Genomic DNA, 16,636 nt, shown 5'->3' on the forward strand with positions numbered 1-16,636 from the left:
ATTTCCGGCGCGATTGGCGCTTGTTCGCCCCGGTCGCGCTTGGCATCGTGCGCGCCTTCAAAAACCAGGAGATCATCATGAGCGACACCAACACGCTATCGGGACTGCAGCTTCGCTCCCTGATCTCCACCGACGGCCAGCTCGAATTGTCGCTGGCGCGGGTCGACGTGCCTGAGCCCGGTCCCGACCAGGTTGTGGTCAAGGTCGAGGCAACGCCAATCAACCCGTCCGATCTCGGCCTGTTGACCGGCCCCGCCGATCTCTCGAAGGCCAGCTCGAGCGGCAGCGGCGAGGGCGTCAAGGTGACGGCCCCCGTCCCGGCGTCTTCCCTGCCGTTCCTCTCCACGCGGCTGGGCGAGTCCCTGCCCGTGGGCAATGAAGGCGCCGGCACCGTGATCAAGGCGGGTTCGTCCGACGCCGCGCAGGCACTGAAGGGCAAGCTTGTCTCGATGGTCGGCGGCTCGATGTACGCGCAGTACCGGTTGCTGAACGCCCGCGATTGCCAGCCGCTGCCCGCCGGGACGGCGGCCGCCGAGGGCGCCTCATGGTTCGTCAATCCGCTGACGGCGCTCGGCATGACCGAGACCATGAAGCGCGAGGGCCACAAGGCGCTGGTCCACACGGCGGCAGCTTCCAACCTCGGGCAGATGCTGGTCAAGATCTGCAACGAGGACGGGATCGGCCTGGTCAACATCGTGCGCAGCGCCGAGCAGGCCAAGCTGCTGAAGGGCATCGGCGCAAAGCATGTCGTCGATTCGAGCGCCGCGAGCTTCAACGACGATCTCGTGCAGGCGCTGGTCGAGACCGGTGCCACCATCGCCTTCGACGCGATCGGCGGCGGCAAGCTCGCCAGCCAGATCCTCACCGCGATGGAAATCGCCATCAACAAGACCGCCACGACCTACAATCGCTACGGCTCCTCCGTGCACAAGCAGGTCTATGTCTATGGCAGCCTCAGCACCGGTCCGGTCGAGCTGTCGCGCAACTACGGCATGGCCTGGGGGGTGGGCGGCTGGCTGCTGACGCCGTTCCTGCAAAAGATCGGGCGCCCCGATCAGCTGCGCCTGCGCGAGAGGGTCGTGAACTCGCTCAAGACAACCTTCGCCAGCCACTACACCAGGACGATCTCGCTGCCGGAAGCGCTCGACCTCAAGAACCTGACCGCCTACGCCAAGCGCGCGACCGGCGAGAAGTTCCTGATCAACCCGAACAAGTGAGTGACAGCCTCTCCCTGGCCTTCCAGGGGGAGGCCCTCCTTCCAGCGTGCCCCGGTCCGACGACGCACCGACGCCGGTGTCATGGAGCCGCGCCTGCTGCTCTTTCGGCGACGCAGCGAGCCGATAAACGGCGCGGATTTTGCTGCAGCCTTCCGTGAAATACGCACTCCCAAATCGGAAAGTTCCAGGCGATGAGTTCAGACCTCGGTGGCAGCGTTCGTGGACGCACGCCCTATCTGCCCATCCATAAGCGGCCGAAGCTCGTCCTGCCGGGAAATGCGAGAGTCGCCGTGTGGACGATCGTGAACGTGGAAAACTGGAGTCCGGCCGGGGCGATGCCTCGCACCGTCCTGCCGCCACCGATGGGCGTGCCGTTGCTGCCCGACGTGCCCAACTGGGCGTGGCACGAGTACGGCATGCGGGTCGGCTTCTGGCGCTTCCTCGAGACGCTGAACGCGCGCAAGCTCAAGGCGACCTTCGCCGTGAACGGCACGGCCTGCGAGCTCTACCGCGAAGCCTGCCTGGCCGCGCACGAGGCCGGCTGGGACTTCATGGGTCATGGCTGGGTGCAGAAGCCGATGCACAAGGTCGAGGACCAGAAGAGTGCGATCGCCGACACGATCCGCGCCATCAAGGACTTCACCGGAAAGCCGCCGCGCGGCTGGGAGAGCCCCGGCCTCACCGAGACCGACGAGACGCTCGACCTGCTGGCGGAGGCCGGCATCGAATACGTTGCCGACTGGGTGATGGACGAACAGCCGCTGCCCTTGAAGACCGCGCACGGCGAGATCGTCTCGGTGCCCTACACGGTCGAGATCAACGACGTCGTCATGAGCGCCGTGCAGCAGCAGCCGTCGGACGAGATCTTCCGGCGCGGCCGCGACCAGTTCGACCGGCTGTACCTCGACGGCAAGACCGCGCCGCGTGTGATGGCGATTTCGATCCACCCGTATCTCACGGGCGTGCCGCACCGGATCAAGTACCTGGAGATGCTCTACGACTACATCCTCGGCCACGAGGGCGTCGTCCTGTGGACCGGCGCGGAAATCCTCGACTGGTACCGCACTCAGGTGCCGCCGGCGCGGTAGCGGGCCGAAGCGCTCAGGCGCGCTTCGCGGCGGCCTCCTTCTCGGCCATCTTCTGCTTCAGCTGCTCGGGCGTCAGGCGGACGATGTGTTCGTTCTGGTGGCTGAAGATGTCGTACTTCGCCACGTCGAGGTCCTCGAGCACGATCTCGCGGTCGAGCACCTTTTGCTTCCACGCGGCATGCTCGGCCTCGGCGGCATGGAATTCCGGCATCACCTCGCGGGCGAAGAGATCGAGCGAGGCGCAGATGTCCTCGTGGCTGGTCTTGCCGGCCTGGTTCAGCAGGATCACCTGATCCACGCGGCTGGCCTGGAACTGGCGCAGCTTCCTTCGGATGGTTTCCGGCGAGCCGATGAGGCCCGATTCGAGGGCCTTCTTCTCTTCCGGTCCGCCGCGCCAGGCCTGGTACTCATCCCACAGGTTGGAGGTGCCCGGCGCATCGACGCCTTTGCGCCCATAGTAGGAGAGCGCGAAGATGAAGAAGGTCCAGCCGGCGGCCTTGGCCTCGGCTTCCTCGTCGGTAGGCGCGCACATGAAGCCCGATACCATCGCCACGTTGGGGTTGCTCGGATAGTCGGCGAGCTTCTTCGAGTTGTTGAGCAGGTTGTTGTAGTACTTGTGCACCCAGGCCCGCGCGGCTTCCGGCGTGACGAAGGTGAAGCCCAGCGCCCCCATGCCCCATTCGCCGGCCTTGCCGATGGTGGCGATGTTCGAGCAGGCGACCCAGAGCGGCGGATGCGGCTTCTGGAACGGCTTGGGGATCACGTTGCGCGCCGGGAAGTCGTAATACTGGCCGTGGAACTCCCAGCTCTCCTTCGAGAACATCGGGACGATGGCCTTCACGGCCTCCTCCCAGCGCTCGCGCTTGTCGCGCACCCGAATGTTGAACGGATGCAGCTCGGCCGGCCCCGCCGCCTCCCCCATCCCCAGCTCGACACGGCCACCCGACAGCAGGTCGAGCGTCGAGACCTTCTCGGCGACGCGATGCGGGTTGTTGGTCGTGAGCTGGATCACGCCATGGCCGAGCCGGATGCGCTTGGTGCGCTGGCTGGCGGCTCCGAGGAACACTTCCGGCGCAGAGGAGTGCGAATATTCCTCGAGGAAGTGATGCTCGACTTCCCACGCATAGTCGTAGCCCAGCCGGTCGGCGAGCTCGATCTGGGTGAGCGAATCCTGCAGGAGCTGATACTCGCTCTTCTCGCCCCACGGCCGGGGCAGCTGATGCTCGTAGAAGATGCCGAACTTCATGGCGCGCTCCTCAGGCTGCCTTGCAGAACGTCGAGATACTCGAGACCAGCTTCGGCACCATCGCCTCGGGCACGTCGTGGCCCCAGCCGGCAAAGGTCTCGATCTTCGCGCCGGGCACGAGGGCCGCAACGTCGCGGCCGCACTCGACCGGCAGCAGTGGGTCGTCCTCGCCGTGCAGCACCAGCGTCGGCACCTTCACCGTCTTCAGGAGATCGACGCGCGGGCCCGACGCCATGATCGCAAGGTACTGCCGCGCGGCACCCGGCGGATAGTAGCGCCGGTCGATGTTGCGCTCGACCAGGGCGCGCATCGCGTCAGGGTCCGTGGGATAGCCCGGGCCGCTGATGACGCTGCGCAGCTTCAACCCATGGGCGATCAGCTGCTCGCGCTCCGTCCCCTCGGGCTGAGCCGACAGCATCGCCACCGCCTCGGGCTTACCGGCAGGCAGGCCGTACCGGCCGCTGGTCGACATGATCGACACAAGTGAACGGGTGCGCGTCGGATGGGTCGCGGCGATGACCTGGGCGATCATGCCGCCCATCGAGCCGCCGACCATGTGCGCACGGTCGATGCCCAGCGCGTCGATCAGCCCGATCGCATCGGCGGCCATGTCGGAGAGCAGATATGGCGCATCGACCGTCTCGCCCTTCATCAGTTTGGCGAAGGCGTCCATCAGGTTGGGCAGGCCTGCCTCGTCGAAGTCGGTCGACAGGCCGACATCGCGATTGTCGTAGCGCACGACGAAGAAGCCCTGTCCGGCCAGCCCCTCGCACAGCGATTCGGGCCAGAGGGTGAGCTGGGCGCCGAGGCCCATGATGAGCAGAAGGGCCGGATCCTGCCGGCTGCCGAACGTCTCGTACTCGATCTCGATACCGTTTGCCTTCGCGCGTGCCACGTTTCCTCCGGGGTTTCCCGTCAGTATCGCCCGCGTTTCGCCGCCCACCAATAGGTCAGTGGCCGCCGCAGCGGTCCCAGGGGGCGGCCGAGCGAAAGCGCCGGCAGCAGGATCGGCAGGGCGGCGGGATCGATCTTGCGGCGCAGCGCCCGCGCATCGCCCACGAGCTGGTCCCGCTCGGGCCCCTCGCCCATCAGCCAGGCCGCACCCACCGCGTGGGCGGCCTGACGCGACGCCGCATCTTCGACCCCCAGCACGGCGAGTTCGAGGTCGGCCAGCGCGTGGCCCGCCCGCATGACATCGAGCGGCCCTTCGATCTCCTCCTCGCGCGCGTCGATCAGCTCGACCAGGCTTTCGAGAGCGAGCCCGTGCCGGCGGATCGTCTCCGCGAGCCCTTCCACGATGGGCTGCGCGCGCGGCTTGCCGCTTCCGGCGGCCTCGGCCATCGCTTCCCGCCACCATTCGAGGCGGATCCGGGCCAGCATCGGTTCCTTTGTCACGCTGCGGGTGCGCCCCAGCTCGTAATCGAAGGCGAGCAGCGCCAGCACTCCGCTGCGCCGGGGCTCCGGCGCGAACAGGGCACCAAGGAAGCGATCGCGGTCGGAATCCCGCACGAGGTCGAGCACGTAACGGTGCGATGCATCGGCGGCACGGAAAGTGTCGGGCAGGGAGACGGGCATGGATCCCTAACGCGCGAGCGCGGCGGTTTGAATGTGGCGGAGCTGGGATCTAGACTGAAGAGATTGAGAATTCATCAATTTGTTCAACGGGATAGGGGAAGTCATCATGGGCGGCCTGTTTGCCTCGCTCGGACGAACCGTTTCGGCCGGTGTCGTTCTCCTGATCGTGATCGTTATGGGCGCGAGCGCCGTGACCGGCCAGTCGATCAAGGTCGACCACGCCTATGCGACGGTCATCATGCGGTGGCTGCACGTTGTTTGCGGCATCATGTGGATCGGCCTGCTGTGGTACCTGAGCTTCGTGCAGATGCCCACCCTGCCCAAGGTCGAGCCGGTGGAGAGCCGCATCGCCATCACGCGATTCATCGCCCCGGCCGTGATGTGGTGGCTGCGCTATGCCGCCCTGGCGACCGTGGTCACCGGCCTGCTCCTGGCCACGATGAACAAGTACGTCGTCCAGGCGCTCACGCTGCGTCCGGGTTTCATCATGATCGGCACCGGCATGTGGATGGCGCTCGTCATGGCCCTCGTCGTCTGGTTCATCGTCTGGCCAAGCCAGCGCAAGGTCCTGGGCCTCATCGAAGCCACGGCGGAAGAGAAGGCCGCCGCGGCCTCCCGGGTCTTCTACGGCAGCCGTTTCAACACCCTGTTCTCGATCGGCATGCTCTATTGCATGGTGGCCCAGCAGAACGCCCCGCTCTGACGGCTCCGGGGCGAACGAGGAAACGACCGTCGGCAGGGCGCCAGGCTTGACTGGATCCGGCGCGCTACAGCGGGATGAGGGCCGCCGCCACGCGACGGCTCTCGGCCAGCAGCACGTTGTAGATGCGGCAGGCCGAACCGGTATCCACGACCTCGAGCCCCATGCCCGCGGCCTTGAGGGCCACGCGGAGGTCGGGCGGAACGAACACGGCGCGCGGCCCGCAGCCCAGAACCAGCAGTTCCGTCGGCACCGCGGCTTCACGTAAGGGCGCCAGGCTGTCGAGGGAAAGATCCTCGATGCGCGTGATCGCCCACGGCTGGGTGAGCGTCGGCGTCACCAGGATGGGAGACTGCCATTCCCTGTCGCTGATCATGAAGCGACCGGGACCGTAGCTGCGGATGTACTGGACCTGCGCCGGGTCCGGTGTCGGCAGGGTCTTGTCGGAAGGTCCCGGGAGCGGCGGCTTCACGCCCCGGCCTGCTCCGTCTTGTCGCCCTTGTCCGCCTTGTCCTCGGCCGGGCGAAGCTGGTCGGCGCGCAGACCGAGATAGACGAGGCCGGCGCAAGCGACCCAGACCGAGGAATAGGCACCCACGATGACGCCCCACAGCATGGCGATGGAGAAGCTGTGGAGGACCGGGCCACCGAACAGGACCAGCGCCGCGACCGCCACGAACACCGTGGCCGAGGTCATCAAGGTGCGCGACAGGGTCTCGTTGACGCTGTGGTTCAGCAGGTCCAGCAGCGGCATCTTCTTGTAGCGTCGCATGTTCTCGCGCACGCGGTCGAAGATCACGACGGTGTCGTTGATCGAGTAGCCCGCAATCGTCAGCACCGCGGCCAGCGCCGTGAGGCTGAAGTCGAGCTGGAACAGCACGAAGATGCCGACCGTCGAGATGACGTCGTGCAGCATGGCGATCAGCGCACCGACGGCGAACTGCCACTCGAAGCGCACCCAGACATAGATGGCGATGGCGAGCATGGTCGCGATCACGGCATAGATGCCGCTCCGCATCAGCTCGTCGCCGATCTTGGGGCCGACGGACTCGGTGCCGCGCAGCTCGTAATTGCTGCCGATCGCATCCTCGACCAGCTTGATCGCGACCTGCTGGCACCATTCCGCCCGCTGTTCGACCGACATGTCGATCGTGGCCGTGTTGGTCGAGCCACGCGGAAGCTGGCGTTCCTGCAGGGTGAGGCCGGCGCGGCTCACCGCATCGCGCCAGTTGGCGGAGTCGAGCGCGGTCGGCGCGGTGAACACGACATCGCCCGTCCCGGTGGCACCCGGCTTGACCTGCCAGCCCTGGCCGGCGGTCTTCTGCATAACGCGCTGGGCGCCCGCGACACACTGATTGTCGCCTTCCTGGCGCTGAACGCGGATCAGGACGGTGCTGGGATCGCCGAATTCCTGCAGCGAAACCTCACCGACGCCCAGGTTCCCGACGATGTTGCGCAGCTGGTCGAGCTCGGCCGTACCGTCCTTGGCCTTGGCCTGGATGGCGATGCCGCCCTTGAAGTCGATGCCGAAGTTCAGGCCGAGCGTGAAGACGCCGACGATCGACACGACATTGATCAGCGTCGAGATGATCAGCGCGGCGCGGCGCTGGGCGAGGAAGTCGAACTTCTTCTTGAAGTTGAACAGGCGGACAGGCTTCCACATGGCTGCGCCTCAGATCACGAGTTCGGTGGGGCGGCGCCAGCGCACCCACACCGCGAGCAGCATGCGCGTGAAGATCGTCGAGCTGAACATCGAGGTGATGATGCCGAGCGTCAGCGTCGTCGCAAAGCCACGGATCGGCCCGGAGCCGAAGCCGAACAGCAGGAGGCCGGCGATGAGGGTCGTGAGATTGGCGTCGATGATCGCCGACATCGCCTTCTCATAGCCGGTGGCAAGCGCGCTGAACGGAGACCGGCCGAGCGCCTTCTCCTCACGCACGCGCTCGTAGATCAGCACGTTGGCGTCGACCGCGAGGCCGGCCGTGAGCACCAGTCCGGCGATGCCGGGCAGGGTCAGCGACGCGCCCAGGATCGACATGCCGGCGAACACCATCAGGAGGTTCACCAGCATGGCGAGGTTGGCGAAACCGCCGAACACGGGCCCGTAGGCCACGAACATGAAGATCGCCACAAGCAGCGTGCCGACCAGCGCCGCGACGGTTCCCGCCTGGATCGCATCCGCGCCGAGGTCGGCGCCGACGGTGCTTTCCTGGATGATGGTGAGCGTCGCGGGCAGCGCGCCGGAGCGCAGCAGCAGCGACTGCTCCTGCGTCTGCTGGGTCGTGAAGCTGCCGGTGATGATGCCGCTGCCGCCGCAGATCGCGCTCTGCACGACCGGGGCACTGATGATCTCGCCGTCGAGCTGGATCGCCAGCCGCTTGCCGATGTTGGTCCGGGTGGCGTTGCAGAAGGCGCGGCCGCCGGCCGAATTGAAGGTGAAGCTGATGATCGGGCGTCCGCCCTGCTGCTGCTCGAAGGTGGCCTTCGAATCGTCGAGGTCCTCGCCGCCGACGACCACGCGCTTCAATACGGGGAGGCACTGTGGCTGGTAACGCCGGCAAATCTGCTCGGGCGACAGGCGCGGATTGGCGGCCTGGATATCCTCCCAGGCCTTGGGATTGGTGCGACGCAGCTCCTGCATGCCCTCGCGCGTCGGCACCAGGAAGGTGGTGGGCGGCACGGTCTGCGGGATGTTCTGGCCGGTCGCCGCGAGATCCTCGTTGACCAGATGGAAGGTCAGCTTCGCGGTCTGGTTGATCTTGCGCTTGAGGTCGCTGGTGTCCTTGATGCCCGGGACCTGCAGCAGGATGCGTTCGTCGCCCTGGCGCGTGATCGTGGGCTCGAGAGTGCCTGTCTCGTCGACGCGGCGGCGGAGGATCTCGATCGACTGGTCGATCACTTCCTTCTTGCGCTTCGCCAGTTCCTGCTCGGAATAGGCCACCCGGATCGTGTCGCCACTGCCGGACAGAGCCAGGGCCGGATCGACCGCCCGGATCGCCTCGAGCGCCTTGGAACGGTTCGCCTCGTCGCGCAGGGTGACCACAAGGTTCTTGCCGGCTTCGACCGTCACGTCGCGGAACGGCACCTGCTGCTTGCGCAACTCCGCGCGCACCGCGTCCGACAGGTTGGTCAGGCGCTCGGTCAGCACCGAGCGCAGGTCGGCTTCCAGGAGGAAATGAGCGCCACCCCGCAGGTCCAGGCCGAGATTGATCCGGCTGGTCGCGTACCATTGCGGCAGGTGCTGGAGCACGCTGGCCGGCAGCAGGTTCGGCAGGGCGAACAGCGCTGACAGGAGCGTGATGCCGGCAATGACGAGGGTCTGCCAGCGCGGAAGGTTGAGCATCCCGACCTAAGCCCTTCTGCGGCCGTTACTTCTTGCCGCCGCCGAACAGGCTGCCCAGCAGGCTCTTGCGCTCCGGCGCGGGGGCCGGCGGCGGCAGCATGGGCTTGTCGTCGTCTTCGCTGCTCTCCTTCGGGCCGCGCACCGATTCGCCGCGGGTCAGGATGTCCGTGATCGTCTGCTTGATGATGCGAACCCGCACGCCTTCGGCAAGTTCCACCTGGACCTCGTTGTCGGAGATCACCTTGGTCACCAGGCCGATGATGCCGCCGCCGGTGACGACGCGATCGCCGCGCTTCACGCCAGCCAGCATCTCGCGCTGGGCACGCACCTTGGCCTGTTGCGGACGGATCAGCAGGAAGTAGAAAACGACGAAGATGAGGACCAGCGGGAACAGCTGGACGAGGAAATCCCCGCCGCCGCCACCCGCGCCCTGCGCCCACGCCTGCGAAATAAACATCTTCTGCTCCCGAGTCTTCCGGCCGTCGAAAAAGCGCGCGGACTATAGCGGTCTCCCCCCGCTTTGCAACGCAAGCGGGGAACGATATGGTCGCCCCCCTTTTCAGCGCCTGGCGACAATGGATCAAGACCTTAAAGCCACTATCTCACGTATTGCGGCAGCCCTCGACCGCCTGGCGCCTCCGACGCCTCCCGGCGCGGACATCAATTCGGCCGAGGCCTATGTCTGGCACGCTGCGGGCCACCGCCTCGAAGCGGTCCCCAAGGTCAACCGCGTGAACCTCGACCTTCTGGTCGGGATCGACCGCCAGAAAGAGACTCTGGTCGAGAACACCCGCCGCTTCGCCAAGGGCCTGCCGGCCAACAATGCACTGCTCTGGGGCTCGCGCGGCGCCGGCAAGAGCTCGATCGTGAAGGCCGTGCATGCCCACGTGAACCGCGAGATGGGCGGCCCGCCGGGTCCGCTCGCGCTGATCGAGATCCACCGCGAGGACATCCCGTCCCTGCCCGCGCTGCTCACCATGATCCGCGATTCGAGCCGTCGCTTCATCGTGTTCTGCGACGACCTTTCCTTCGACGGGCAGGACGCGGCCTACAAGTCGCTGAAGGCCGTGCTCGACGGCGGCATCGAGGGCCGGCCGGAGAACGTCGTGTTCTATGCGACCTCGAACCGGCGCCACCTGATGCCGCGCGACATGATCGAGAACGAGCGCTCGACGGCCATCAATCCCTCCGAGGCCGTCGAAGAGAAGGTCTCGCTGTCGGATCGCTTCGGCCTGTGGCTCGGCTTCCACAATGCCGACCAGGACACGTTCTTCACGATGATCGAGGGCTATTGCGAGTTCTACGGGCTCGACATCCCCAGGGACGAGCTGCGCAAGCGGGCGGTCGAATGGTCGATCACGCGCGGATCGCGCTCGGGCCGCGTCGCCTGGCAGTTCATCCAGGAAATCGCGGGCGAGCTCGGCAAGAAGCTGGGGTAACGATGGAGCGGCTGGGATGAGCGATCCCGACGACGTGATGTTCTCAGCCGGCGTGAAGGCGGAGCAGACACGTCTCGGATCGCGCCCCCAGTTCGAGGGCCGAACCTGGAACACGGAGATCACCGACGATCTCCGTCGCTTCCTCGGCGTCATCGACACGTTCTTCTTCGCGACGGCCAGTGCCGACGGCCGACCTTATATACAGCATCGCGGCGGGCCTCCGGGGTTCCTGAAGCCGATCGGCAGCCACACGCTGGCCTTCGCCGATTTCGCGGGCAATCAGCAGTACATCTCCCTCGGCCATCTGCGGGAGAACGACCGCGCCCACATCTTCGTCCTGCATTTCGCCACCCAGCAGCGGCTGAAGCTCTGGGGGCGGGCACGGATCGTCGAGGGCGATCTCGAACTGATGGAACGGCTGGTCGACCCGACCTACCGCGCGCGGCCGCAACGGGCGATCGCCTTCACGATCGAGGCCTGGGACATCAACTGCCGTCAGCATATCGTGCCGCGCTACACCGAGGCTGACATCGCCCCGGCCGTCGACAGCCTCGCCCGGCGGATCAAGGAACTCGAAGAAGAAGTGGCCCGACTGAAGGGCAGGTAGACGTGTCGTAACAGCCGCAGGTGACGCGGCACTCGGTCCCCGAGGTCGCCACGGGGTCTTGGCGGTATCATGGTACCTGCGCCGGGAGGTGCGACCTTCCTTTCGAATGTTTCGTTTATTTCGTTTGTTTCGTTTACCCTCCGCAAAATTTCTTATCGTTTTCAACGACTTGACTAGACGAAAGGCGCCGGACTCGAACGCGCATGCTTTTCGGCCCCGGCCATCGGCACGGTCCTTGCTTCCCCGCCTTCGAGCAGGGGGAATTGCCTATGAACAAGTCAAAGATTGCCGTCCTCAACCGCCGCACCGTCCTTGCGGCTGCGGGCGCCGCCACGGCGGCACTGGCCGCGCCGCGCATCCTGCGCGCGCAGGGCAAGGAACTCGTGGTCGGCGGCGCCGCCAGCCACAAGGGCTTCGTCGAGACCATCATCGCGCCGGTCGTCGAGAAGAAGTTCTCCTGCAAGGTCGTGTTCGAGGGCTCGCGCTCGCTGGTCAATCTCGAGAAGATGCAGAAGAACAAGGACAAGCAGTATCTGTCGGTCGTCATGATGGACGATCCGGTCATGATCCCGGCCGTCGCCGAGGGGCTGCTCGATCCGCTGACCGCGGCCAAGGTCCCCAACCTCGCGATGCTGAAGCCGGGCACGATCCACATGGACGGGATGTGGTGCAATTACCTGCAGCCCTGGCTGGGCATCGCCTACAACCCGAAGGCCATGAAGACGGCGCCGACCTCGTGGGCCGACGCCTACGATCCCAAGTACAAGGGTCGCGTGATCCTGCCGTCGCTGCAGAACACGGAGGGCCTGGCCAACCTGTTCATGGCGGCCTTCCTGGCCACCGGAAAGCCGATGCCCGAGGCGCAGAAGGACATCGAGGCCGGCTTCAAGAAGCTCGTGACGATCAAGCCGAACCTGCTGACCGCCTATACCCAGATGCCGCAGGCCTACAATCTCCTGGAACAGGGCGAAGGATTCATGATCTCGAGCGCGATCTCGCAGGTGGCGCTGGAGCGCAAGGCCGCCGGCGCCCCGGTCGAGATCGCCGTCCCGAAGGAAGGCATCTTCGCCATGCCGTCGGGTGTCGCCCTGGTGAAGGGCGGGCCGCAGCCGGAGCTGGCGGCCGGCTACATCAACGAGATGATCGGGCCCGAGGTGCAGGCCAAGCTCTCCGCCGCCACCTACTCGCTGCCGACCAACAAGGACACGCCGGTGCCGGCCGGCGCGCCGACCAACGCGACCATGTTCGGAATCGACTGGAAGTTCGTCGCCGACAATCGCGCCGACTGGGTGAAACGCTGGGACCGCGACATGGCGATGTAGTCGCAGCCGCGTCGTGACCTCCGATTCGTTTCTCGACGTCGCCGGCGCCGAAAAGGCCTTCGGCGGCGTCACCGTGCTCGGCGGCGTCGACCTGAAGGTCGCCGCCGGCGAGTTCATCTCGCTGCTGGGTCCCTCGGGCTGCGGCAAGACCACCCTGCTGCGCATCGTCGCCGGCCTGCTGGCCGCCGACCGCGGCACCATCCGGCTCGACGGCGAGGAGATCGGCGCCAGACCGCCGCACCGGCGGGACGTCGGCGTGGTCTTCCAGAACTACGCGCTGTTTCCGCACCTGACCGTCGCCGAGAACATCGCCTTCGGCCTCAAGGCACGGAAGCATCCCACGGCTGAGATCGCTCCGACGGTGCGGCGCTTCCTGTCGCTGGTCCACCTCACCGACTTCGCCGACCGTTCGGTGCGGGCGCTCTCCGGCGGCCAGCAGCAGCGCGTTGCCGTCGCGCGGGCGCTGGCCGTGCAGCCCAAGCTTCTGCTGCTCGACGAGCCCTTCTCCGCTCTGGACCGCAAGCTGCGCGAAAACATGCAGATCGAGCTGCGCCGGCTGCTGCGCGAGCTGGGTATCACCGCCGTGTTCGTGACGCACGATCAGGACGAGGCGCTCACCATGTCCGACCGCATCGCGGTGATGAACAGGGGCGCCATCGAGCAGCTGGCCGTGCCGGCCACCATCTACCGCTCACCCGCGACCGCCTTCGTGCTCGAATTCGTGGGCCTCTCCTCCCGGCTTGCCGGCACGGTCGTGGGCCAGGATTACGGCCACGTCACCGTCGATACGGCCTTCGGCCCGCTCCGCGCGCCTGGCAGCTTCGTGGTCGGTGCGCCCGTCGTGCTCGCAGTGCGACCCGAAAGGATCACGGTGAACCCGCCGGGCGACTATGCCCTGGTCGCGCGCCTGCGCGACGCGGTGTTCCAGGGATCGAAGGTCCAGCTCCATTTCGAGGCACGCGACGGCGACCATCTCATGGTCGAGACCGCGGACCTTTCCGATGGACTACCCGCCCCCGGCACCGAGATGCGACTGGGTTGGGCCGTCGCCGACACGCTGATCTACCCGGCGCCATGACAACGAAAGCGGCTCCTTCGGCGTGGCGGGATCCCGTCGCCCTTCTCGCGGCACCGGCCGTCCTCTACCTGCTGGTCGTCTACGCCTTCCCGCTGCTCTGGCTGTTCATGAAGAGCCTGACAGGACCGGGCGGGCTCACGGTCCAGCCCTACGTCGCCTTCCTGAGCGATCCCTTCAATTGGCGCGTCGTCGGCAACACGCTCAGGGTCGCCGCCTGGGTGACGGTCGTCTGCTTCGTGATCGGTTATCCCGCCGCCTTCGCACTCGCGCGGGCCGGCGCGGTCCTGCAGGCGGTGATGCTGGTCTCGATCATCCTGCCGCTCTCGGTCGGCGCGGTCGTCAAGGCCTTCGCCTGGCAGATCGTGCTGCGGCGCGACGGCATCGTTTCGCAGACGCTGGTCGGGCTCGGCCTCTGGGACGAGCCGCAGCGGCTGCTCTTCACCGAGACCGGCCTGGTGCTGGGCGCCGCCAACATCTTCCTGCCCTTCATGATCCTGCCGATCTATTCCGTCGTGAAGCTGATCGATCCGCGCCTCAGCGAGGCCGGCGCGACCCTGGGCGCCACGCCGCTCTACCGCTTCACCCATGTCACCCTGCCGCTCACCCTGCCGGGCATCGTCTCGGGCGTCGCCTTCGTCTTCTCGATGAGCGTGTCGATGTTCGTCATCCCCTCGCTGCTGATCGGCGACCGCTTCCAGACCCTGGCGACCCTGACGGGCCGCTCCTTCCTGCTGATGCGCAACGAACAGCTGGGCTCGACCACCGCCGTCATCCTGCTGGTGCTGGCGGTGTCGATCGTCGTGGGCTCGACCTGGCTGGCGCGCCGCATCGGAGGCAGCCAGACATGACCGCCCCCACATGACCACGCTCGAGCGCGCCACGCAGTACTTCGTCTGGGCCATCGCGGGCTTCACGGTGCTCTTCCTGATGACGCCGCTCGTGGTCACCATCGCCGTCTCGTTCGGCTCCTCGACGGTGTTCACGCTGCCGCCGCCCGACTGGTCGCTGCGCTGGTACGAGCGCCTGGCTGGCATGCGCGGCCTGCTGCCCGCCCTCGTGGTCTCGCTGCAGATCGCCGCCGTCTCCACCGCCGTCGCCATGGTCCTTGGCACCCTGTGCGCCATCGCCCTGGTGCGCGGGCGCTTTCCCGGCCGCGAGACGATCTCGACCTTCCTGGTGTCGCCGCTCATGCTGCCGGGCCTCGTGATCGGCATCGCCATGCTGCAGGGTTTTAAAGCAATGGGGCTGCGCGACGTCTATGCCAGCCTGCTGATCGCCCACGTGGTCATCACGCTCCCCTACATCGTGCGCACGGTGGTCGGCGCCCTCTCGCTGTTCGACTTCTCGCTGATCGACGCCGCCCGCACCCTGGGCTGCTCCTACCCCGCGGCGCTCACGCGCGTGCTGGTACCGTCGCTTGCACCGGCCTTCCTGACCTCGGGCATGTTCGCGTTCCTGGCCTCGATGGACAATTACCCCATCTCGATGTTCTTCACCGATGCCTGGACCAAGACGCTGCCCATCCAGATGCTTCAGTATGTCGAGGAGCGGCCGGATCCGACCATCGCCGCCATCTCCGCCGGCCTCGTGCTGCTGGCGATCCTCGCCCTGATCGTCGGCGACCGGCTGGTCGGCCTGCGCAAGATGGCGGACTTCTAGATGAACGAAGCCGATCCCCAACCCTGCGACCTGCTGGTCGGCGGCGACCTCGTGCTGACCCTCGACGAGCACGGCCGCATCCTGCGCAACGGTGCCCTGGCGGTGAGTGGCGGCAGGATCGTCGACATCGGCCCGGCGGCGACGCTCGAGGCACGTTGGTCGGCGACCACGCATGTCGATGGCAAGGGCCGGCTGGTGATTCCGGGCCTGGTCAACGTGCACAACCACACGCCGCTGATGATCACGCGCGGCATGATCGAGGATATCGGCTTCGCGCCGATGTACACGCCGGGCATCCCGCAGGGCCACTGGCTCGACGCCGACGACGCCTACGCGCTGTCGAGCCTCGGCATGTACGAGCTACTGCGCGCCGGCTGCACCACCGTGGTCGACTATTATCGCTATCCGTCGTCGTGTGCCCGCGCCGCCGCCGAACTCGGCCTGCGCGCCGTGATCGCCGGCCGCGTGCACGACGCCGACCCGGCGGCCCTCGCGGTCGGCCGCTACGAGCACAGGGTCGAGGTCGGCCAGGCCAGCCTGCGCGAGAACGCCGAACTCATCGAGCGCTGGCACGGCCACGACGGTGGCCGCATCCGCTGCGACTGGGCCCCGCACGCGCCCGACACCTGCTCCGACGACCTGCTGCGCGAGGTCGGCCGTCTGGCCGAGGCCCATGGCGGCAACCTGCATACCCACCTGGCGCAGCTGCCGATCGAGGTGGAGGCCGTGCAGGCGCGCAGCGGGCTGACGCCGGCGCGGCTGCTCGACAAGCTCGGCCTGCTGAACGAGCGCCTGATCGCCGCCCATTGCATCCACATGGAGCGCGCCGACATCGAGCTGTGCGGCAAGGCCGGCATCACGGTCGCGCATGCCCCCATCGGCAACGCCAAGGGCGGCCGCATCGCGCCGATCGTCGAGTTGCGCGACGCCGGCGCCCGCATCGCGCTGTGCACCGACACCTTCTCTGGCGACCTGATCGAAGCCATGCGCTGGTCGATCGCCATGCAGCGCATCGATCGCCAGGGCAACGTGCTCGACGCCCGCACCGTGCTCGACTGGGGAACCCGCGAAGGCGCGGCCGCGCTCGGAATGGGCAGCGAAATCGGCTCGCTGGAGATCGGCAAGCGCGCCGACATCGTGCTGCTCGACAACCGCTCGCCGTCGCTTGCCCCGCTGGTCGACGGCTACGGCGTCCTGGTCCACAGCGCCTCGGGCCGCGACGTCGACACGGTGATCGTCGACGGCCGCATCGTCCTGGCCGGCGGCCAGCCGACGCGCGTCGATGGCGCCGAGATCGTCACCCGGGCCCAAACCGTCGCCGACCGGCTATGGCAGCGCGCGGGTCGTGCCCCCATCGGCTAAG

At 67.0% G+C, this 16,636-nt stretch carries 16 protein-coding genes and 1 pseudogene; 10 read left to right on the plus strand and 7 right to left on the minus strand.

Annotated elements, in window-relative coordinates:
* Positions 1-77 precede the first annotated feature (77 nt).
* Positions 78-1,217: a zinc-binding dehydrogenase gene (locus ACO07I_RS07480; protein ID WP_422015854.1), complete on the plus strand. Its 1,140-nt coding sequence runs from the start codon at positions 78-80 to the stop codon at positions 1,215-1,217.
* A 191-nt stretch (positions 1,218-1,408) separates the two neighbouring features.
* Complete coding sequence (locus ACO07I_RS07485) at positions 1,409-2,305, plus strand: polysaccharide deacetylase family protein (RefSeq protein WP_422015856.1); 897 nt, start codon at positions 1,409-1,411, stop codon at positions 2,303-2,305.
* Positions 2,306-2,318: 13 nt separating this feature from the next.
* Here the strand turns inward: ACO07I_RS07485 and ACO07I_RS07490 are convergent, their stop codons facing one another.
* The 3 genes from ACO07I_RS07490 to ACO07I_RS07500 are packed head-to-tail and all read right to left on the minus strand — an operon-like array spanning position 2,319 to position 5,126.
* A complete protein-coding gene (locus tag ACO07I_RS07490) occupies positions 2,319-3,551 on the minus strand; it encodes an LLM class flavin-dependent oxidoreductase (protein WP_422015858.1) in 1,233 nt (410 codons plus the stop codon).
* Between the two features lie 10 nt (positions 3,552-3,561).
* On the minus strand, positions 3,562-4,446 hold the full coding sequence (locus ACO07I_RS07495) for an alpha/beta fold hydrolase (RefSeq protein WP_422015860.1): 885 nt from the start codon (positions 4,444-4,446) through the stop codon (positions 3,562-3,564).
* Positions 4,447-4,466: 20 nt separating this feature from the next.
* A complete protein-coding gene (locus tag ACO07I_RS07500; protein WP_422015862.1) occupies positions 4,467-5,126 on the minus strand; it encodes a squalene/phytoene synthase family protein in 660 nt (219 codons plus the stop codon).
* A gap of 106 nt (positions 5,127-5,232) precedes the next feature.
* On the opposite strand from ACO07I_RS07500, the gene ACO07I_RS07505 reads away from it, so the two are divergent.
* Entirely contained in the window at positions 5,233-5,829 is a 597-nt protein-coding gene (locus ACO07I_RS07505) for a hypothetical protein (protein WP_422015864.1), read from the plus strand.
* A 64-nt stretch (positions 5,830-5,893) separates the two neighbouring features.
* Here the strand turns inward: ACO07I_RS07505 and ACO07I_RS07510 are convergent, their stop codons facing one another.
* From ACO07I_RS07510 to yajC, 4 genes and pseudogenes are all read right to left on the minus strand, one after another.
* Entirely contained in the window at positions 5,894-6,298 is a 405-nt protein-coding gene (locus ACO07I_RS07510) for an Mth938-like domain-containing protein (protein ID WP_422015866.1), read from the minus strand.
* On the minus strand, positions 6,295-7,488 hold the full coding sequence (gene secF, locus ACO07I_RS07515; RefSeq protein WP_422015868.1) for a protein translocase subunit SecF: 1,194 nt from the start codon (positions 7,486-7,488) through the stop codon (positions 6,295-6,297). Before secF ends, ACO07I_RS07510 begins: the two co-directional genes overlap by 4 nt.
* A gap of 9 nt (positions 7,489-7,497) precedes the next feature.
* Positions 7,498-9,168: a protein translocase subunit SecD gene (gene secD, locus ACO07I_RS07520; protein WP_422015870.1), complete on the minus strand. Its 1,671-nt coding sequence runs from the start codon at positions 9,166-9,168 to the stop codon at positions 7,498-7,500.
* A 127-nt stretch (positions 9,169-9,295) separates the two neighbouring features.
* Positions 9,296-9,625 (minus strand): annotated as a pseudogene (gene yajC / locus ACO07I_RS07525) (preprotein translocase subunit YajC); the annotation flags it as partial.
* 118 nt (positions 9,626-9,743) lie between these two features.
* Between yajC and ACO07I_RS07530 the strand changes: the two are divergent.
* The 7 genes from ACO07I_RS07530 (at position 9,744) to ACO07I_RS07560 (ending at position 16,635) form a co-directional block, all read left to right on the plus strand.
* Entirely contained in the window at positions 9,744-10,607 is an 864-nt protein-coding gene (locus tag ACO07I_RS07530; protein ID WP_422015872.1) for an ATP-binding protein, read from the plus strand.
* A 16-nt stretch (positions 10,608-10,623) separates the two neighbouring features.
* The gene (locus ACO07I_RS07535) at positions 10,624-11,214 is read left to right on the plus strand and encodes a pyridoxamine 5'-phosphate oxidase family protein (protein ID WP_422015874.1); all 591 of its coding nucleotides are present in this window, start codon (positions 10,624-10,626) and stop codon (positions 11,212-11,214) included.
* Between the two features lie 269 nt (positions 11,215-11,483).
* Positions 11,484-12,536, plus strand: coding sequence for an ABC transporter substrate-binding protein (locus tag ACO07I_RS07540; RefSeq protein WP_422015876.1), 1,053 nt, complete (start codon positions 11,484-11,486; stop codon positions 12,534-12,536).
* Positions 12,537-12,549: 13 nt separating this feature from the next.
* Positions 12,550-13,614, plus strand: coding sequence for an ABC transporter ATP-binding protein (locus tag ACO07I_RS07545; protein ID WP_422015878.1), 1,065 nt, complete (start codon positions 12,550-12,552; stop codon positions 13,612-13,614).
* Positions 13,611-14,462 (plus strand): ABC transporter permease, encoded by an 852-nt coding sequence (locus ACO07I_RS07550; protein WP_422015880.1) that lies wholly within the window; start codon positions 13,611-13,613, stop codon positions 14,460-14,462. The genes ACO07I_RS07545 and ACO07I_RS07550 overlap by 4 nt, the downstream gene beginning before the upstream one ends.
* Before the next feature lie 10 nt (positions 14,463-14,472).
* Entirely contained in the window at positions 14,473-15,273 is an 801-nt protein-coding gene (locus tag ACO07I_RS07555) for an ABC transporter permease (protein ID WP_422015882.1), read from the plus strand.
* Entirely contained in the window at positions 15,274-16,635 is a 1,362-nt protein-coding gene (locus ACO07I_RS07560) for an amidohydrolase family protein (protein WP_422015884.1), read from the plus strand. It begins immediately after the preceding gene.
* The last annotated feature ends 1 nt before the right edge of the window (position 16,636 follow it).

Source organism: Reyranella sp., assembly GCF_965227665.1.
Classification (GTDB): domain Bacteria; phylum Pseudomonadota; class Alphaproteobacteria; order Reyranellales; family Reyranellaceae; genus Reyranella.